Source organism: Herbaspirillum sp. FG34, from assembly GCF_057809315.1.
This window is the reverse complement of record NZ_JBMDJS010000004.1, coordinates 153,984-173,136: the sequence shown is the minus strand read 5'-3', so window position 1 is coordinate 173,136 and position 19,153 is coordinate 153,984. Positions and strand designations below refer to the sequence as shown.

General features: G+C 61.9%; 20 protein-coding genes. 18 read left to right on the top strand and 2 right to left on the bottom strand.

The window, feature by feature from the left end; genetic code table 11:
• Positions 1–70 precede the first annotated feature (70 nt).
• Entirely contained in the window at positions 71–895 is an 825-nt protein-coding gene (gene map / locus ACODSZ_RS06950) for a type I methionyl aminopeptidase (RefSeq protein ID WP_488927316.1), read from the bottom strand.
• A 321-nt stretch (positions 896–1,216) separates the two neighbouring features.
• Between map and rpsB the strand changes: the two genes are divergently transcribed.
• The 17 genes from rpsB to ACODSZ_RS06865 all read left to right on the top strand — a co-directional run bounded on the left by rpsB (position 1,217) and on the right by ACODSZ_RS06865 (position 17,962).
• A complete protein-coding gene (rpsB, locus tag ACODSZ_RS06945) occupies positions 1,217–1,957 on the top strand; it encodes a 30S ribosomal protein S2 (protein ID WP_175342511.1) in 741 nt (246 codons plus the stop codon).
• A gap of 136 nt (positions 1,958–2,093) precedes the next feature.
• Entirely contained in the window at positions 2,094–2,981 is an 888-nt protein-coding gene (gene tsf, locus ACODSZ_RS06940) for a translation elongation factor Ts (protein WP_488927315.1), read from the top strand.
• A 322-nt stretch (positions 2,982–3,303) separates the two neighbouring features.
• Positions 3,304–4,020, top strand: a complete 717-nt coding sequence (gene pyrH, locus ACODSZ_RS06935; RefSeq protein ID WP_008328425.1) for a UMP kinase — start codon at positions 3,304–3,306, stop codon at positions 4,018–4,020.
• Between the two features lie 126 nt (positions 4,021–4,146).
• Positions 4,147–4,707, top strand: a complete 561-nt coding sequence (gene frr, locus ACODSZ_RS06930) for a ribosome recycling factor (protein WP_175342513.1) — start codon at positions 4,147–4,149, stop codon at positions 4,705–4,707.
• A 189-nt stretch (positions 4,708–4,896) separates the two neighbouring features.
• A complete protein-coding gene (uppS, locus tag ACODSZ_RS06925) occupies positions 4,897–5,655 on the top strand; it encodes a polyprenyl diphosphate synthase (RefSeq protein WP_175342514.1) in 759 nt (252 codons plus the stop codon).
• Positions 5,655–6,482 carry a phosphatidate cytidylyltransferase gene (locus tag ACODSZ_RS06920; protein ID WP_008328431.1) on the top strand — a complete coding sequence of 276 codons (828 nt, stop codon included), beginning with the start codon at positions 5,655–5,657 and terminating at the stop codon, positions 6,480–6,482. The genes uppS and ACODSZ_RS06920 overlap by 1 nt, the downstream gene beginning before the upstream one ends.
• Before the next feature lie 26 nt (positions 6,483–6,508).
• Complete coding sequence (ispC, locus tag ACODSZ_RS06915; RefSeq protein WP_008328433.1) at positions 6,509–7,681, top strand: 1-deoxy-D-xylulose-5-phosphate reductoisomerase; 1,173 nt, start codon at positions 6,509–6,511, stop codon at positions 7,679–7,681.
• The gene (gene rseP / locus ACODSZ_RS06910; RefSeq protein ID WP_488927314.1) at positions 7,678–9,051 is read left to right on the top strand and encodes an RIP metalloprotease RseP; all 1,374 of its coding nucleotides are present in this window, start codon (positions 7,678–7,680) and stop codon (positions 9,049–9,051) included. The genes ispC and rseP overlap by 4 nt, the downstream gene beginning before the upstream one ends.
• Before the next feature lie 202 nt (positions 9,052–9,253).
• The gene (gene bamA / locus ACODSZ_RS06905) at positions 9,254–11,635 is read left to right on the top strand and encodes an outer membrane protein assembly factor BamA (RefSeq protein WP_008328437.1); all 2,382 of its coding nucleotides are present in this window, start codon (positions 9,254–9,256) and stop codon (positions 11,633–11,635) included.
• A gap of 45 nt (positions 11,636–11,680) precedes the next feature.
• Positions 11,681–12,190, top strand: coding sequence for an OmpH/Skp family outer membrane protein (locus tag ACODSZ_RS06900; protein ID WP_237713536.1), 510 nt, complete (start codon positions 11,681–11,683; stop codon positions 12,188–12,190).
• Positions 12,191–12,319: 129 nt separating this feature from the next.
• Complete coding sequence (gene lpxD / locus ACODSZ_RS06895) at positions 12,320–13,408, top strand: UDP-3-O-(3-hydroxymyristoyl)glucosamine N-acyltransferase (RefSeq protein WP_241821566.1); 1,089 nt, start codon at positions 12,320–12,322, stop codon at positions 13,406–13,408.
• Positions 13,401–13,865, top strand: coding sequence for a 3-hydroxyacyl-ACP dehydratase FabZ (gene fabZ, locus ACODSZ_RS06890; RefSeq protein ID WP_006462531.1), 465 nt, complete (start codon positions 13,401–13,403; stop codon positions 13,863–13,865). The genes lpxD and fabZ overlap by 8 nt, the downstream gene beginning before the upstream one ends.
• A gap of 136 nt (positions 13,866–14,001) precedes the next feature.
• Entirely contained in the window at positions 14,002–14,790 is a 789-nt protein-coding gene (gene lpxA, locus ACODSZ_RS06885) for an acyl-ACP--UDP-N-acetylglucosamine O-acyltransferase (protein ID WP_488927313.1), read from the top strand.
• Positions 14,774–15,949 carry a lipid-A-disaccharide synthase gene (lpxB, locus tag ACODSZ_RS06880; protein WP_175342519.1) on the top strand — a complete coding sequence of 392 codons (1,176 nt, stop codon included), beginning with the start codon at positions 14,774–14,776 and terminating at the stop codon, positions 15,947–15,949. Before lpxA ends, lpxB begins: the two co-directional genes overlap by 17 nt.
• A gap of 68 nt (positions 15,950–16,017) precedes the next feature.
• Positions 16,018–16,650, top strand: a complete 633-nt coding sequence (rnhB, locus tag ACODSZ_RS06875; protein ID WP_008328460.1) for a ribonuclease HII — start codon at positions 16,018–16,020, stop codon at positions 16,648–16,650.
• A gap of 5 nt (positions 16,651–16,655) precedes the next feature.
• Positions 16,656–17,453 (top strand): TrmH family RNA methyltransferase, encoded by a 798-nt coding sequence (locus ACODSZ_RS06870; RefSeq protein ID WP_488927312.1) that lies wholly within the window; start codon positions 16,656–16,658, stop codon positions 17,451–17,453.
• Positions 17,454–17,500: 47 nt separating this feature from the next.
• On the top strand, positions 17,501–17,962 hold the full coding sequence (locus tag ACODSZ_RS06865; protein WP_488927311.1) for a DUF6314 family protein: 462 nt from the start codon (positions 17,501–17,503) through the stop codon (positions 17,960–17,962).
• On the opposite strand, the gene ppsR is transcribed toward ACODSZ_RS06865, so the two are convergent.
• Positions 17,943–18,797 (bottom strand): posphoenolpyruvate synthetase regulatory kinase/phosphorylase PpsR, encoded by an 855-nt coding sequence (ppsR, locus tag ACODSZ_RS06860; protein ID WP_034350275.1) that lies wholly within the window; start codon positions 18,795–18,797, stop codon positions 17,943–17,945. The two genes, ACODSZ_RS06865 and ppsR, sit on opposite strands and share 20 nt — an antisense overlap.
• A 67-nt stretch (positions 18,798–18,864) precedes the next feature.
• Here ppsR and ACODSZ_RS06855 point away from each other — a divergent pair, with 67 nt between their 5' ends.
• Entirely contained in the window at positions 18,865–19,152 is a 288-nt protein-coding gene (locus ACODSZ_RS06855) for a hypothetical protein (protein WP_249776905.1), read from the top strand.
• The last annotated feature ends 1 nt before the right edge of the window (position 19,153 follow it).

The window sequence follows — 19,153 nt, the reverse complement described above, 5'->3', positions numbered from 1 at the left end:
GGGCCCCAAGCAGGTTTCGTGCCGGAAACTGTGCGCAGCGTGGATGGGCACATGGTTCCGGCGGCCAGGATCACGCCGGGGTGGCGACCTGGTTCTGGATGAAGGCGGGCGGCGCCGGCATGCCGGGCGACACCGTCAGTACCTCGAAACCGGTCTCGGTGACCAGCACGGTGTGTTCCCACTGGGCCGACAGGCTGCGATCCTTGGTCTTGATGGTCCAGCCATCGCCCATTTCGCGGATTTCACGGCGGCCGGCGTTGATCATCGGTTCGACCGTGAAGATCATGCCGGCTTCCAGCTTTTCCAGCGTGCCGGGGCGACCGTAGTGCAGCACCTGCGGCTCTTCATGGAAGACCTTGCCGATGCCGTGGCCGCAGAATTCGCGCACCACGCTGTAGCCGGCCTTTTCGGCATGCTGCTGGATGACATGGCCGATGTCGCCCAGGTGGGCGCCGGGCTTGATCTTGGAGATACCCAGCCACATGCACTCATACGTGATTTCGGTCAGGCGGCGCGGCAGGATGGAGGGTTCGCCCAGGAAGAACATGCGGCTGGTGTCGCCGTGGTAACCGTCCTTGATGATGGTGACGTCGATGTTGAGCACGTCACCGTTCTTCATCACCTTGTCGCCCGGGATGCCATGGCAGATCACGTCGTTGAGGGACGTGCAGATCGCCTTGGGGTAGGGCGTGTAGCCCGGCGGACAGTAGTTCAGCGGGGCCGGGATGCTGCCTTGCACATTGGTCATGTACTCGTGGCAGAGGCGGTCGATCTCGCCGGTGGTCACGCCCGGTTTCACGAAGGGGGTGATGTAGTCCAGCACCTCGGCGGCCAGCCGGCCGGCCACGCGCATGCCTTCGATGTCTTCGGCGGTCTTGATGGTGATGTTGCCCATGATGAATCGCAATTCGCTAGAAAATCGTCAAGTCAGGATTATAGACGACGGGGGTGGTTTCTGTTTTGTGCGCTCGGGGCGACCTGGCTTCATGTGCTACTTGAACAAAAGGGCAGGGTCGAGTAGAATGCCGGGCTGATCTGAAACCACAGATTGGTTGTCGAATGTGATGTGCGGAATGGATTCTTCATGTGGCTTTGACAATATGTTGTAAAAACTGTCGTAAAAATCTTTTGAAACGCGAATCCGTTCGCTAAAAGGGTGTCCGGCTGCATGAGCCGGATGACCGAGCGGATTCCAGACCTAACCCTGGAGAAATTCATGTCCGTTACCATGCGCGAAATGCTGGAAGCCGGTGTCCACTTCGGTCACCAAACCCGCTTCTGGAACCCCAAGATGGCCCCCTTCATTTTCGGCCATCGCAACAAGATTCACATCGTCAACCTGGAAAAGACCCTGGGCATGTACCAGGAAGCCGTCAAGTACGTGCGCCAGCTGTCGGCCAATCGCGGCACCATCCTGTTCGTCGGCACCAAGCGTCAAGCCCGCGACATCCTGGCCGCTGAAGCGCAACGCGCTGGCGTGCCCTACGTTGACCAGCGCTGGCTGGGCGGCATGCTGACCAACTTCAAGACCATCAAGACCTCCATCAAGCGTCTGAAGGACATGGAAGCTGCCATCGAAGACGGTTCGGTCGAGAAGCTGTCGAAGAAGGAAGCCCTGCTGTTCACCCGTGAACAGGAAAAGCTGCAGAAGGCCATCGGCGGCATCAAGGACATGGGCGGCATTCCTGACGCCATCTTCGTCATCGACGTCGGCTACCACAAGGGCGCCATCACCGAAGCCGCCAAGCTGGGCATTCCGGTCATCGGCGTGGTCGATACCAACCACTCGCCCGAAGGTGTCACCTACGTGATCCCGGGCAACGACGACTCCGCCAAGGCGATCGCTCTGTACGCTCGCGGCATGGCTGACGCCGTGCTGGAAGGCCGCGCCAACGCCGTCAACGACGTCGTCGAAGCAGTCAAGGGCGATGAATTCGTCGAGGTCGAGCAGGCTTGATTCTGCTCTTCCGGTAGTACGGTAGTCCAAAAAGGGGTGACAGCGGGTAGTGACGCAGTGGCCCCTTTTTTTTGATTCAATTTTCGAGTTTCAGGCATGCCGCAAATGCGGGATGCCTCCAAGTCAGGAGAAAAGTATGGCGGCAATTACCGCAGCAATGGTGGGCGATCTGCGTGCGAAGACCGACGCGCCGATGATGGAATGCAAGAAGGCGCTGACCGAAGCCGATGGCGACATGGCCAAGGCCGAAGAGATTCTGCGCGTCAAGCTGGGCAGCAAGGCTTCCAAGGCCTCTTCCCGCATCACCGCAGAAGGCGTGATCTCGACCTACATCGCTGGCAAGGTCGGCGCGCTGGTCGAAGTGAACTGCGAAACCGACTTCGTGACCAAGAACGACGAGTTCATCGGTCTGGTCGAAGCCGCTGCCAAGCTGGTGGTCGAGCAGAACCCGGCTGACGTGGCTGCTCTGGGCGCCTGCAAGCTGGCCGACGGCAAGACCCTGGAAGAACTGCGCACCGAACTGATCGGCCGCATCGGCGAGAACATGTCGTTCCGTCGCTTCCAGCGTTTCGAAACCACCGGCAAGCTGGCTTCCTACCTGCACGGCACCCGCATCGGCGTGATCGTCGAGTTCGACGGCGCCGAAGAGCAGGTCGGCAAGGACGTGGCCATGCACATCGCCGCCATGAAGCCGGTCGCTCTGTCGGCCGAGCAAGTGCCGGCCGACCTGATCGAGAAGGAACGCTCGGTTGCGGCCCTGAAGGCTGCTGAATCCGGCAAGCCGGCTGAGATCGTCGCCAAGATGGTGGACGGTTCGGTGCAGAAGTACCTGAAGGAAGTGTCCCTGTTCAACCAGGCTTTCGTGAAGAACGACAAGCAAAGCGTCGAACAGATGTTGAAGGCGGCCAATACCACCGTCAAGTCGTTCGCCATGTACGTGGTCGGCGAAGGCATCGAGAAGAAGCAGGACGACTTCGCAGCTGAAGTCGCAGCGCAAGTGGCTGCAGCGAAACAAGCTCAGTAAGCGTCGCAGGAAAAACGGGCCGAGAGGCCCGTTTTTTTAAGCCGGCCACCGGGAACTTTCGCGGCCGTCCGCATCTACAGTCAGGGTCAGCAATTGGCTGGCGTTGATGAGGGCAGGGCAAGGCAGGCGGAATCTGCAGTACCAGCAGCAAGCAGCAAGCAGCAATACAGGCAATACAGGCAGTACATCAAGGCGCAGCAGCACAATCCCCTCATGCGTTCGGACGATCCCTGATGACGAAAATGCGCCATTTCGTCGGGCTACAGCGAGTGCCGGCGCGTCAATACGTAATTCAACCTCGGAAAGAACACGGAGCCCTGCAATGACAACACCAGCTTACAAGCGCGTACTCCTCAAACTCTCCGGCGAAGCACTCATGGGCGACGACGCCTACGGTATCAATCGCGCGACCATCGAACGCATGGTCGCGGATGTAGCAGAAATCAGCAAACTGGGCGTGGAACTGGCCATCGTGATCGGTGGCGGCAACATTTTCCGCGGCGTGGCGCCGGGCGCCCAGGGCATGGATCGTGCGACCGCCGACTACATGGGCATGCTGGCCACCGTCATGAACTCGCTGGCCCTGGCCGACGCCATGCGCCAGGCCGGCCTGACGGCCCGCGTGATGTCGGCCATCGGCATCGAGCAGGTGGTCGAGCCCTACGTGCGCCCCAAGGCGCTGCAATACCTGGAAGAAGGCAAGATCGTGGTCTTCGCTGCCGGCACCGGCAACCCCTTCTTCACCACCGACACCGCGGCCGCCCTGCGTGGTTCGGAAATCGGTGCCCAGATCGTGCTGAAGGCCACCAAGGTCGATGGCGTCTACACCGCCGACCCCAAGAAGGACCCGACAGCGACCCGCTACCAGTCGATTTCCTTCGACGAAGCCATCGCCAAGCACCTGCAGGTGATGGATGCGACCGCCTTTGCGCTGTGCCGCGACCAGAAGCTGCCGATCAAGGTGTTTTCCATCGTCAAGCCGGGCGCGTTGAAGAGCGTGGTCATGGGTGACGACGAAGGGACCCTGGTCCACGTCTGATCATATCTGAACGATATTGCAGTGCAGAAACCGGCCGCAGGCCGGGATTCCCGTTTACAATGCCCGTCTTTCAGGCATTTGCCATCAAGACAAGCCAAGTTATTGCACCAAAGTTAGGAGAGCAGCATGAGTGTCGCTGACGTCAAGAAAAATACCGAGCAGAAGATGGCCAAGTCCATCGAAACCCTCAAGACCAATCTGGCCAAGGTCCGTACCGGCCGTGCCCACACCGGCCTGCTGGACCAGGTCATGGTCGAATACTATGGTTCGCCGACCGGCCTGTCGCAGGTCGCCAACCTGACCCTGATCGATGCCCGCACCATCGGTGTGCAGCCCTTCGAGAAGAAGATGGCCGCCGTCATCGAAAAGGCCATTCGCGAAGCCGACCTGGGCCTCAATCCGGCCACCCATGGCGACCTGATCCGCGTGCCGATGCCCGCGCTGACCGAAGAACGCCGCAAGGAAATGGTCAAGCTGGTCAAGAGCGAAGCCGAAGATGCCAAGATCGCCGTGCGCAACATCCGCCGCGAAGGCAACGAAGGTCTGAAGAAGCTGGTCAAGGACAAGATCGCCTCGGAAGATGAAGAGCGCCGTGGCCAGGACGAGATCCAGAAGCTGACCGACAAGTTCGTCGCCGACATCGACAAGATGGTCTCCGAGAAGGAAAAGGAAGTCATGACGGTGTAAGCCGTCCTTGCAGGGCCCACGCGCGGCTGCTCTGGCGACCGCGCTGCACGACCAGTCGAAGACAGAAAAAGTGCAGGCGGGGAGCGGGGAAGGCGGTAGGGGCAGAACTGGCCGGTTTGTCAAAGAGGCCCCGCCCCATTACCATGAGTCGCTTCCCTCCCTTGCACGGAAAAGCAATAAATCATTTACATGAAGCATCAAAGCTCAACTCTGGCGGTTCCGGAGACCTCCGCGGTACCGCGCCATGTTGCCATCATCATGGACGGCAATGGTCGTTGGGCGACCAAACGTTTCCTGCCGCGTGTGGCGGGCCATGCCAAGGGGGTGGACGCGGTGCGCTCCATCGTCGAGGCCGCCGCCGAGCGCGGTATCGAATTTCTCACCCTGTTTGCCTTCAGCTCCGAGAACTGGCGCCGTCCTGCCGACGAAGTGTCGGTCCTGATGCGTCTGTTCATGACGGTGCTGGAGCGCGAAGTGGGCAAGATGGCCAACAATGGCATCCGCCTGCGCATCGTCGGCGATATGAGTCGCTTCGATCCCAAACTGCAGGAAATGGCGGCCAAGGCCGAAGCCCAGACGGCCGCCAACAGGCGCCTGACGCTGACCGTGTGTGCCAACTATGGCGGCCGCTGGGATGTGATGCAGGCTGTCTCCAGGATGGTCAAGGACAAGCCGGGTGCTACCGACTACACCGAAGAAGAGCTGGCCCCTTACCTGGCCATGGCCTACGCTCCCGAGCCTGACCTGTTCATCCGCACCGGCGGCGAGCAGCGTATCTCCAATTTCCTGTTGTGGCAGCTGGCCTATAGCGAGCTGTATTTCACCGAGACTTTCTGGCCTGATTTCGATGCCAAGGCGCTGGACCAGGCGATCGGTTCCTATCAACAACGCGAGCGCCGCTTCGGGCGCACCAGCGCCCAGGTGCTGGACCAGAAAAAGGTTTCCTGATGCTCAAGACGCGTGTCATCACGGCGTTGATCCTGCTGGCAATCCTGTTGCCGATCCTGTATTTCGCTTATTTCCCGGCCTTTGCCATGGCGGTGCTGGTATTTTTTGCCGCCGGTTCTTGGGAATGCTTCCGACTCTTCAAGAGCCCGCGGCCGACCCTGTGGGCGGCCGTATGGACGCTGGTCTTCAGCGTGATCCTGTTCTTCTCGGGCCTGCCCAGCGTGCGCGCCCTGTACGTGTTGTGCGTCCTGTTGTGGGTCTTGCGCTTCGTACCGGCATTGGGGCTGGGGCTGCCCGGGATCGAGGCCTTCAGCAATCGCCTGCTCAACGCTACCTACATGCTGTCCATCCTCGGTTGCTTCGTGGCCATCGTGGACCTGTTCCAGCATTCGCCGCTGTATCTGCTCTCGGTGATGGCGGTGGTGTGGGTGGCCGATATCGGCGCTTATTTCTCGGGCAAGGGGTTCGGCCGCCACAAGCTGGCGCCCACCATTTCCCCGGGCAAGTCCTGGGAAGGTGCCATCGGCGGCTGGCTGGCCGTGCTGGTGATATCGGCGGCGGTGGCCATGTCCATGGGCGGGGGCGAGACCTTCCAGTATCAGCTCTTCAATCGCTGGGGCTGGGGCGGCTTTGTCGGCGTGTTGAGCCTCATGGTGGCCGCCAGCGTGGTCGGTGACCTGTTCGAGTCGCAGCTCAAGCGCCGCGCCGGCATGAAGGACAGCAGCAACCTGCTGCCCGGCCATGGCGGTGTGCTCGACCGTATCGATGCGCTCATCCCGGTGCTGCCGCTGGCAGCGTTGGTCGATCTGTGGCTGGCGGCTGCCTGAGCCGCCACTTTCCTCCTGGAAATTCCATGCAGTCCATCAGCATTCTCGGCGCTACCGGCTCCATCGGCGTATCCACGCTGGACGTGGTGGCCCGTCATCCCGACCGATATCGCGTCTTTGCGTTGAGCGCCCACTCCCGGGTGGCCGAGCTGGCAGAGCAGTGCCGGCGTTTCCGTCCGCAAGTGGCGGTGGTCGGCTCGGCCGATGCGGCAGCCCAATTGCAGGCCCTGCTGCGTGCCGCCGACCTGTCCACCGAGGTGCTGCACGGCCCACAGGCACTGTGCGATATCGCCGCGGCCGACGGCTGCGACATGGTCATGGCGGCCATCGTCGGTGCCGCCGGGCTGGCCTCTACCCTGGCTGCGGCGCGTGCCGGCAAGAAGATCCTGCTGGCCAACAAGGAGGCGCTGGTCATCTCCGGCCAGCTGCTCATGGATGCGGTACAAGCCCATGGCGCCAGCCTGCTGCCTATCGACAGCGAGCACAACGCCATCTTCCAGTGCCTGCCTGCGGGCTATACCCGCTCGATGGCGGCGCACGGGGTCGAGAAGATCCTGTTGACGGCTTCCGGCGGCCCGTTCCTGCAGCGCGACGTGAATACGCTGGACCAGGTCACGGTAGAGGAGGCGGTGGCCCATCCCAAGTGGGTGATGGGGCGCAAGATCTCGGTGGATTCGGCCACCATGATGAACAAGGGCCTGGAAGTCATCGAGGCGCACTGGCTCTTCGGGGCGCCGGCCGAGAAGATCGAGGTGGTCATTCACCCGCAGAGCGTCATCCATTCCATGGTCTCCTATGCCGATGGCTCGGTGCTGGCGCAGCTGGGCAATCCCGACATGCGCACGCCCATCGCCAATGCGCTGGCCTATCCGGAGCGTATCGCCTCGGGCGTGGCGCCGCTGGAACTGGCGCAGATTGCGCAATTGTCCTTCCTTGCGCCGGACTATCAGCGCTTCCCCTGCCTGAAACTGGCGTATGATGCCCTGCGAGCCGGTGGTACGCTGGCGGCCATCCTCAACGCCGCCAACGAAGTCGCCGTGCAAGCCTTCCTTGATCGCCGCATCGGCTTCGGGAAGATCGCCCCCCTGATCCAAGAGGTCATGTCCGCCATTCCCAACCGGCAAGCCGACGACATCACGGCCCTGCTGGATCAGGACCGGCAGGCGCGTGACCTTGCCTGCGCCCTGATTTCACGATGACCTTGCTGCATACCCTGATCGCTTTCTTCGTGGCCCTGGGCACCCTGGTGGTGGTCCATGAGCTGGGGCATTACCTGGTGGCGCGATGGTGTGGTGTGAAGGTATTGCGCTTTTCGGTCGGTATGGGCCGGGTGATCTGGTCCCGCCGCTTCGGCCGCGACCAGACCGAGTGGGCCATCTCCATCCTGCCGCTGGGCGGCTATGTGAAGATGCTGGATGCCCGCGAACAGCCGCTGGAAGACATCCCGGAAGCCGATCTCAAGCGCGAATTCACCCGCCAATCCGTCTGGCGTCGCATCGCCATCGTGGCCGCCGGTCCGATCGCCAATTTCCTGCTGGCCATTGTCCTGTTTGCAGGTCTTTACATGCACGGCGTGCCGGAGCCGGTGCCCGTACTGCGCGCGGCGGCCGAACAGACGGCAGCCTACCAGGCCGGCCTGCGGGCAGGTGACCGCATCACCGCCATCAATGGTGCGCCGGTGCAGGTATGGTCAGAGGTGCGCTGGAAACTGATGCAGCTGGTGCTGGAAAAGGCCGATGCCCGCATCGACGTCGAGCGCCCCAATCGCGACGGCAGCGGCAAGCTGCTCGACACCGTCACCCTGCGCCTGGGCGGCATCGACAGCAATGACCTGGAAGGCGACTTCCTGGCCAAGCTGGGCCTGGCACTGGCACGTCCACCCGCTGTGCTGGGCAAGATCATGGAGGGCCCGGCCAAGGCGGCGGGTCTGCGAAGCGGCGACCGCATCACGGCCATCGATGGCATGCCGGTACAGGATGGCCTGGCCTTCGTGGAAAAGATCCGCGAGTCCGCCGGCAAGCCATTGCTGTTGCAGGGGCTGCGCGGTAGCGCAGCGCTTGAGGTGCGGGTCACCCCGGACACGGTGGAAGAGGCCCAGAGCGGCAAGCGCATCGGTCGCATCAAGGTTGAAATACCGCTGGCACCCGAGATGGCGACCATCAGTGACGGGCCGCTGACGGCAGTGGCCAAGGGCGCCCGGCGTACCTGGGATACCAGCGTGATGACCATCAAGATGATCGGCAAGATGGTCATCGGCCAGGTCTCGCTGAAGAACATCACCGGCCCCATCACCATTGCCGACTATGCCGGACAGACCGCCCGCGTGGGTCTGGTGAGCTACCTGAGTTTCCTGGCCTTCATCAGTATCAGCCTGGGGGTGATGAATCTGTTGCCAATCCCGGTTTTAGACGGCGGTCATTTGCTGTATTATGCGCTGGAGATTTTGACAGGGCGGCCCGTTTCCGAGCGGTTTGGGGAAATCGCGCAGCGCGCCGGCCTGGGATTACTGATGGCGCTGATGCTCGTTGCCGCATTCAACGATATCGTGCGACTGATGTTCCAAGGATGAATCCGGCCTGATGCCGCCCCCGCCGTGCAGTCGAGCAATCGAATGACGGCAGGGCAGCGAGAAAGACCGGATTTTTTACATTTGCCGGCCAACCCCGATGGCAGTTGTTAAGCAATTGGCAATGGATCAGGAATCCGTTTTCAATTGCTTACCAGCATCATGTCAGGCAGTGCCGCGGCGAAAAACTGTAGATGAACGATAGATGAAATTACACCCTGCGCAACATCCCATTCCGACTCTCTCCCGTCGCCTGATTGCCGCTGCCGCCTTTGCCCTGTGCTCCAGCCAGGCCATGGCCATCACGCCGTTCGTGGTCAAGGATATCCGCGTCGAAGGCATTCAGCGTACCGAGGCCGGCACCGTCTTCAGCTACCTGCCGGTGCGCGTAGGCGATACCTTCAATGATGAAAAGGCCACGGCCGCCATCAAGGCGCTGTATGCCACCGGTTTCTTCCGCGACGTGCGCATCGAGGCCGAAGGCGACGTGCTGGTGGTGCAGGTGGTCGAGCGTCCGGCCATCGCCAGCGTTGACTTCTCCGGCATCAAGGAATTCGACAAGGAACAGCTGACCAAGGCCCTGAAGGAAATCGGCGTAGCCGAGTCGCGCATTTTCGACCGTTCGCAGGTCGATCGCGCCGAACAGGAACTCAAGCGTCAGTACCTCTCGCGCGGCCTGTATGGCGCCAAGGTCACCACCACCGTCACTCCGGTGGAGCGCAATCGCGTGGCCATCACCTTCTCGGTGGACGAGGGTGAAGTCTCCCGCATCAAGCAGATCAACTTCGTCGGCAACAAGGTCTTCTCCGACAGCACCCTGCGTGACCAGATCAAGCTGACCACGCCGGGCTGGTTCACCTGGTACACCAAGGCCGACCAGTACTCCAAGGAAAAGCTGCAGGGCGACATCGAAACCCTGCGCTCCTACTACCTGGACCGTGGCTATCTGGAAATGCAGGTCGAATCGACCCAGGTGTCGATCACGCCCGACAAGAAAGACATCTACATCACGGTCAACATCAAGGAAGGCGAGAAGTACACCGTCTCCGACATCAAGCTGGAAGGCGAGATGTTCGGCATGGAGCCGGAACTGGCCAAGCTGGTGCAGCTGAAGAAGGGCGACGTCTATTCCGGCGCCAAGCTCACCGAGAGCACCAAGAAGATCGGCGAACGTCTGGGCAACTTCGGTTACGCCTTCGCCAACGTCAACGCCAACCCCAATGTGGACCGCGAGAAGAAGCAAGTCGCCTTCACCATCATGGTCGATCCGGGCAAGCGCGTCTACGTGCGTCACGTCAACATTGCCGGCAACACCAAGACCCGCGATGAAGTGATCCGCCGCGAATTCCGCCAGTTCGAGGATTCCTGGTATGACGGCGAGAAGATCAAGCTCTCGCGCGACCGTGTGGACCGTCTGGGCTACTTCAAGGAAGTCACCATCGATACGCCGGAAGTGCCGGGCACCAGCGACCAGGTCGATGTGAACATGAAGGTCGAGGAAAAGCCGACCGGCAACATCATGGTCGGTGCCGGCTTCTCGCAATCGGACAAGCTCAGCCTGACCGGCTCGATCTCGCAGGAAAACGCCTTCGGCAGCGGCAATACCGTCGGGATCGACATCAACACCAGCTCGCGCTATCGCACGATCTCGGTCTCGACCACCAATCCCTACTTCACCGATGACGGCATCAGCCGCACCTACGAAGTCTACCTGCGCACGATTCGTCCTTCGGTCTACGCGACCGGTGACTACCGCGTCAAGACGCTGGGTGGCAGCATCAAGTTCGGCGTGCCGTTCTCCGAACTGGACCGCGTGTTCTTTGGTATCGGCCTGGAAAATACCCAGGTCAGCACCGACAGCACCAGCCCCTCGCTGTATCGCCAGTATGTGCGTGACTTCGGCGGTGCCGGCGGTGCCGGTTGCGACGTGACCGACGTTTCCTCGACGGCTACCTGCGGCATCGGCAGCGCCCGTACCACCAGCATCCCGCTGACCGTCGCCTGGCAGCGTGACGGTCGTGACTCGGCCCTGGTGCCGACCACGGGTCGCTACCAGCGAGCCAACCTGGAAGTTTCCTATCTGGGTTCGCTGAAGTACTACCGTGCCAGCTACCAGCACCAGTACTTCCAGCCGTTCTTCAGCAAGGCCGTCACGCTGGCCTTGAACGGCGAGGTCGACTATGGTCGCGGCATCGGCGGTAAACCCTATCCGGTGTTCAAGAACTACTATGCCGGCGGTATCGGCACCGTCCGCGGCTATGAAGCTTCGTCCCTGGGTAGCCTGAAAGACCAGTACGGCGACTCCATGGGTGGCGCCTCGCGTCTGTACGGCAACGCCGAATTGCAGTTCCCGTTCCCGGGCTCGGGCCAGGACCGCACGCTGCGCTGGTTCACCTTCTTTGACGGCGGCAACGTCTTCGCCGACGGCCAGAACATCAAGTTCAACGACCTGCGCTATTCGGCCGGTGTCGGTATCAGCTGGGTATCGCCGATCGGCCCGCTGAAGCTCAGCTTCGGCAAGCCATTGAACCTGAAGACGGGTGACAAGTCTCAAACCTTCCAGTTCCAACTGGGTACCGGCTTCTAAAGCGGTCATCATTGATTCGTAATACGGAGAGTAATCTTGAAGTTCATGACCAAATCGTTCCTGTCCCTGCAGACCATCGTGATGGCTGCCTGCCTGTTGAGCTTTGCCCCCGCCCATGCGCAGGAAGGCTCCAAAATCGCTTTCGTGAGCACCGAGCGCATCTTCCGCGAGGCAGCCCCTGCCAAGGCAGCGCAGGCCAAGCTGGAAGCCGAGTTCGCCAAGCGTGACCGTGACCTGCAAGACATGGCTGCGCGCCTGAAAGCCCAGTCCGACAAGCTGGACAAGGATGCCGCCGTGCTGTCGGACTCCGACCGCGCCAAGCGCCAGCGTGACCTGTCCGACCTGGACAAGGAATTCCAGCGCAAGCAACGTGAATTCCGCGAAGACCTGAACCAGCGTCGCAACGAGGAACTGGCCGTGGTCCTGGAGCGCACCAACAAGGTGATCCGCCAGATCGCCGATGCCGAGAAGTACGACATCGTCTTCCAGGAAGCCGTCTACGCTTCCAAGCGCATCGACATCACCGACAAGGTCCTGAAGGAACTGGCCAAGTAATCGCTGTGATACCGTGCGGGCGCGGGGTGGCGACACCCTGGCGCCCGCACGTCGCTTCAGGGGCTGCCATGATGGCGGCCTTTGTTCTACCGTAACGCCAAGCAAGACCTATCATTCGGAAAAGCCAAGATGAGTATTCGACTGCAGCAACTGGTCGAGCGCCTGGGCGGCCAGTTGAAGGGGGATGCGACCATCGCCGTCCAGGGCATCGCGCCGCTGGATGCCGCAGGTGCCAGCCACATCACCTTCCTTTCCAATCCCAAGTTCCGCGCGCAGGCCGACCAGACCCAGGCGGCGGCGCTGATCCTGTCCGAGGCTGACGACGCCCAGGTGCAGGGCTACGCCGGTGCCCGTATCGTCACCCGCAACCCCTACGCCTATTTCGCCCGCGCCGCCCAGTTGTTCCAGGCCGAGGCCGAAGTGCGCGCACCGGCGGGGATCCACCCCAGTGCCGTGGTCGATCCATCGGCCCAGGTGGCTGCGGATGCCGTGATCGGCCCGCTGGTGGTGATCGAGGCCGGTGCCGTCATCGGCGCCCGCGCCCGCATCGACGCCGGCAGCTTCATCGGCCACCATGCCCGGGTGGGCGAGGACACCCATTTCCACGCCCGTGCCACGCTGCATCACGCCTGCGAGATCGGTGCCCGCGGCATCGTCCATTCGGGTGCCGTCATCGGGGCCGATGGCTTCGGCTTTGCCAATGAAGCCGGACAATGGATCAAGATTCCCCAGGTAGGTCGTGTCATGATCGGTGACGACGTCGAAGTCGGCGCCAATACCACCATCGACCGCGGCGCCCTGGCCGATACCGTGATCGAGGAGGGTGTCAAGCTCGACAACCAGATCCAGATCGCCCATAACTGCCACATCGGCGCCCACACCGCCATTGCCGCCTGCGCCGGTATCGCAGGCAGCGCGAAAATCGGCAAATACTGCTCCATCGGCGGCGCGGCCATGATCCACGGTCACATCACCATCGTGGACAAGGTGCACGTCTCGGCCGGTACGCTGGCCTTGCGTTCCATCCTGGAGCCGGGGCAGTACACCGGCTTCTATCCCATCACCGAACACCGCGACTGGGAAAAATCCGCTGCATTGGTGCGCAATCTGGGCACGATGCGTGAGAAAATCCGGGCGTTGGAAAAATCGCTTAAGACGTTGACACAAGAACAAGCAGGCCAAGCCCTGCTTTCAGAGAATCAAGAAGAGAATGAATAGCCTCGACATCAATCAAATCAAACAGTACCTGCCGCACCGCTATCCGCTGCTGCTGGTCGATCGCGTGCTGAACTGGGAGAGCGGCAAGACGATCACCGCGATCAAGAACGTGACCGTGAATGAAGAATTCTTCAACGGCCACTTCCCGCACAAGCCGGTGATGCCGGGCGTGCTGATGATCGAGGCACTGGCCCAGACGGCTGCGCTTCTGTCCTTCCTGACCGAAGGCCGCAAGCCCGATGAAAATACCGTGGTCTACTTCGTCGGCATCGACAATGCCCGCTTCAAGCGTCCGGTGGAGCCGGGCGACCAGTTGAAGATGGAAGTGGAAATCACCCGCCGTGCCCGTGGCATCTGGAAATATCGCGCCGTGGCCACCGTGGACGGCCAGGTGGCCGTGGAAGGCGACCTGATGTGCACCATGCGCAGCGCCGCCGACGCCAGCCAGAGCGCCTGACCACAGGCCACCCTGCAAGGCTTGACGCATCAAGCCAGGCCCGGCGGTGATCGGCAAGATCGCGCCGGGCCTGATTCATTGTACAGATTGCTTCATTGCAAGATGTGCAACTCGTGAACCCATCGAAGCACAGGACATGTCCAAGATCCATCCCAGCGCAGTGATCGCTCCCGGAGCGCAGATCGACGAATCGGTCGAGATCGGCGCCTACGCCGTCATCGGCCCCGACGTGCGCATCGGTGCCGGCACGCGCATCGGTCCTCACGTGGTCATCGAAGGCCACACCACGATTGGCCGCGACAACGAGATTTTCCAGTTCGCCTCCATCGGCGCGGCCCCGCAGGACAAGAAGTACGCAGGCGAGCCGACCACCATGGAGATCGGCGACCGCAACACCATCCGCGAATTCGTCACCTTCAACCGGGGCACCGTCCAGGATGCCGGTGCCACCCGCATCGGCAGCGACAACTGGATCATGGCCTACGTCCATCTGGCGCATGATTGCCAGCTGGGCAGCCATATCATCCTGGCCAACAATGCCACCCTGGCCGGCCACGTGCATCTGGGTGACCACGTGTTCCTGGGCGGTTTCACCACCGTGCACCAGTTCTGCCATATCGGTGCCCACGCCATGACCGCCTTTACGGCGGCCGTGAGCCAGGACGTGCCGCCCTTCGTGACGGCCGCCGGCAACCGTGCGGTGCCGGCCGGCATCAACAGCGAGGGCCTGAAGCGGCGTGGCTTCAGCAGCGAGCAGATCATGGAGATCAAGCGCGCCTACAAGGTGATCTACCGCGCCGGCCTGCCGCTGGAAGAAGCCAAGCAGCAACTGGCGGACATGGAAGCCAAGTCCGCCCACAGCGCCGAACACATCCGCCTGCTGCGCGAGTTCATCGAGGCTTCGGCCCGTGGCATCATCCGCTGACATCACGCGCCGCCAGTCGATCGCACTGGTGGCCGGCGAAAGCTCGGGCGACCTGCTGGGCAGCCGCCTGCTGGCCGGGGTGCGCGAGCGCCTGCCGGAAGTGCGCCTGCATGGCATTGGCGGCGAGCACATGATGGCCCAGGGTTTTGCCAGCGACTGGCCGATGGACAAGCTGACCGTGCGTGGCCTGTTCGAGGTGATTCCGCGTTACCGCGAGATCAAGGGCATCCAGGAGTCGCTGCGCGACAAGCTGCTGGCGGACCGGCCTGACGTCTTCGTGGGTGTCGATTACCCCGGTTTCAACCTGGGCCTGGAAGAGCAACTCAAGAAGGCCGGTATCCCGACCATCCACTTCATCGGCCCGCAGATCTGGGCCTGGCGCGGCTGGCGCATCAAAAAGATCCAGCGCGCCGTGTCGCACATGCTGGTGATCTTTCCCTTCGAGGAAAACCTGTATCGCCAGGCGGGGGTCCCGGTCACCTATGTGGGCCACCCGCTGGCCGAGGTGATCCCGCTGCAACCCGATACCGAGGGTGCACGCCAGCGTCTGGGCCTGACCGGGCCGGGCAGGGTGGTGGCCATCCTGCCGGGTAGCCGCATGAGCGAACTGAAGCAGAATGGCGAAGGTTTCCTCGCAGCAGCACGGTTGTTGCGGCAGCGTGATGCACAATTGCAGTTCGTCACGCCCATGGCGGGCGAGCGCCAGATGGCCTTTTTTGAAGAACAGATTCGCCAGGGCGGATATGAAGATCTTGGCATCAGCGTGATCCGTGGCCAGTCGCACAGCGCCATGGAGGCTTCGGACGCCGTGCTGGTGGCCTCCGGTACGGCCTCGCTGGAAGTGGCGCTGTACAAGAAGCCGATGGTGATCTCCTACAAGGTCAACTGGGCCTCGTACCAGATCATGCGGCACATGGCCTACCAACCCTGGGTGGGCCTGCCCAACATCCTGGCGCGCGATTTCCTGGTGCCGGAACTGTTGCAGCACCAGGCCACGCCCCAGGCGCTGGCCGATGCCATGTGGCACCAGCTGGAAGACCATGCGCACCAGCAGCGTCTGGTGCGGCGTTTTGCCGATATACATCAGTCCCTGTTGCGCGATACCAGCCGTGAAGCCGCCAATGCGGTCTGTGAAGTCATGGGTGCGCGGCGCCGCTGATCGGCGGATCTACCGGGAAGAAGGATCGCTGCGGCGATCCGTTTGAGAGTTTGATGAAGGAATTTGCTATGCCCAAGGCGGCCCCCCAGACCCTGGCTTTGTTTGACGACCATACCGGCGAGATCCTCTGCGGGGTCGATGAGGCCGGCCGCGGTCCGCTGGCCGGGCCGGTGTTTGCGGCGGCCGTGATCCTTGATCCGGCACGTCCGATCAAGGGCCTGCGCGACTCCAAGAAGCTCTCCGAAGCCGCGCGCGACAGCCTGGCGCTGGAAATCAAGGAATCGGCCCTGGCCTGGGCCATTGCCTCCTGCAACGAGCAGGAGATCGACGAACTCAACATCCTGCATGCCAGCATGCTGGCCATGCGGCGCGCGGTGGAAGCGCTCTCCACGCCGCCCACGCTGGCCCTGATCGACGGCAACCGCTGCCCGGTCATGAGCATTCGCTGCGAAGCCATCGTCAAGGGCGACGACAAGGTGCCCGCCATCTCGGCCGCCTCCATCCTGGCCAAGACGGCGCGCGATGCGGCGCTGATGGTCTTGCATGACACTTATCCGCATTACGGTTTTGATCGCCACAAGGGCTATCCCACCCCGCTGCACCTGGAGATGCTGCGCCTGCATGGCGTCTCGCCGGTGCATCGTCGTTCCTACGCGCCGGTCAGGGCCTTGCTGTCGAGCCAGGCCGCAAGGATGGCGTGAACGTGATGAGCACGAAACTGATCACCTCCAAGGACAATCCGGTCTTCAAGGACTTGAAGCAACTGGCCACCAGCAGCCAGGCCCGCCGCCGTGCCGGCCAGAGCCTGCTGGATGGCGTGCATCTGGCGCAAGCCTGGTTGCAGCATCGCGGCGCGCCACAGGTCTGTGTGGTGGCCGAGAGTGCCCGGTATCACCCTGAAGTGGCACCCATTCTGACGCAATGTGAAGCATTGCGCGCGCAATGCCTGGTGCTGGCCGACAAGCTCTATGACGCCATCAGTACGGTGGAAAACGGCGTGGGCTTGCTGCTGTTGGTGACGACGCCGGAGCCTGCTGCCCCCACGTCCTTGAAGGAGTCGGCCGTCTTGCTGGACGGCCTGCAGGATCCGGGCAATCTCGGCTCCATCCTGCGCAGTGCGGCCGCTGCGGGCGTGAAACAGGTGTTTTGCTCGCCGGGTACGGCGGCCGCCTGGTCGCCCAAGGTCTTGCGGGCCGGCATGGGCGCGCACTTCGTGCTGGATATCTTCGAGAATGCCGATCTGGTGGCCCTGTGCGCCGCCAGCCGCATCTCCTTGCTGGCCACCAGTTCGCATGCGGCCCAGACCATCTATGACTGTGACCTGTCCGGTCCGGTCGCCTGGCTGCTGGGGCATGAAGGGCAGGGCGTGTCGCCAGCCTTGCAGGATGCGGCCACGCATGAAGTGGTGATTCCGCATCTGGGCCAGATGGAGTCGCTCAACGTGGCTGCCGCCGCCGCCGTCTGCCTGTTCGAACAACTGCGTCAGCGCACCGTCGGGCGTTGACAGCGGTGCCGGCCATGGCTGTCTTTCCGCCAAAGGACATGGCCGCCATGGCCGACTATTTCCGCGGAGAGTGGCTCTTCACCCGGTCCATCTGGGAGGGCAGCGCGTCCCCCCAGGCGACGGCCACGGGTGAATTGAGCTTCACCACGGGCGCGCTGCCCGGCCAACTGATCTATCGCGAGCAGGGGCAGTTGCGCATGGTAGCCGCGCCGGCTCGTCTGATCCCCTTCACCCGCGTCTTTGACTATCGTTTCAGCGCTGATCGCCTGGCAGTGCTGTTTGCCGACGGCGAGCGCATCGGTCAGCCTTACCAGGACTACCTGCTGCAAGGACAGGCGCTCATGCCGGCCGCCGATCACCTGTGTGGCCCGGATTGCTATACGGCGGCGTATACAGCCCATAGTGAAAATTCCTTCACCATGGACACGTCCATCCAGGGCCCCAGGAAGTGCACCCGCGTGCTTACTGAATTTTCACGCCGATTTTCGCTCAGCGCGTCTCCAGCTTGATCTCCTGCAGGATGGTGGCGGCGATTTCCTCGATGGACTTGGTGGTGGAGGACATCCAGCGGATGCCTTCGCGCCGCATCATCTTCTCGGCCTCATTGATCTCATAGCGGCAATTCTCCAGCGAGGCGTACTTGCTGCCGGGGCGGCGCTCATTGCGCACTTCCGACAGGCGTTCAGCCGCAATGGTCAGCCCGAAAATCTTCTTCTTGTGCAGCACCAGGCCGCTGGGCAGCTTCTCGCGCTCGAAGTCTTCCGGAATGAGCGGATAGTTGGCGCATTTGATGCCGAACTGCATGGCCAGGTACAGGCTGGTCGGGGTCTTGCCCGAGCGCGACACGCCCACCAGGATCACGTCGGCTTCGGACAGGTTCTTGTTGGATTGCCCGTCATCGTGCGCCAGCGAGAAATTGATGGCCTCGATGCGGTTGCGGTATTCCTCCGAATCGGTGGTGTTGTGGCTGCGGCCGATGGTGTGGGTGGACTTCATCTCCAGTTCCTGCTCCAGCGGCTCCACGAAGGTCTGGAACAGGTCCATGTGCATGGCCTTGGCGCGGCGGATCACCGAGGACAGTTCCGACTTCACCAGCGTAGAAAAGACGATGGGCAGCTTGCCATCCACCGCATAGGCTTCATTGATCTTGCGGGTGGCATCGTGGGCCTTTTCCAGGGTATCGATGAAGGGCAGGCGGATCTGCTTGAAACGCAGCTCGAACTGGCTCAGCACCGAATGCCCGAAGGTCTCCGCCGTGATGCCGGTGCCGTCGGAGACGAAGAACACGGTGCGGTTGGCGGCCAGAACGGGGGAAGGGTGCGGGATCGGCATGGGGTCGAGCATTTAGTTGTCTTTTGGAAAATAGAAAAAGTATTAGGTGCTACGAACAAAAATGATTTCACGCGGTACAATGCTTGGCAACACTTTCGAGAAGCCCATCTTGATGACCGTCATGCACCTGCGCAATTGGCCCGAGTTCCTGATGATGTTTGCACTGGCAAACGTCCTCGGTGCGGCTGCGCGCCTGATGCTGTCCATGGGCTGGTCCTCGACGCCGCACCTGCTGCCGCAACCGTCGCAGAATAACAAAAATAAACCGACCCATGCCGCGCCCGCGAAGATTTCTTATCATCAAGCTAGGGGTTGTCATGTCCAACGCAGTAAACACCCAGGGGGCGGTATACGTAGCCTCCTTTGAA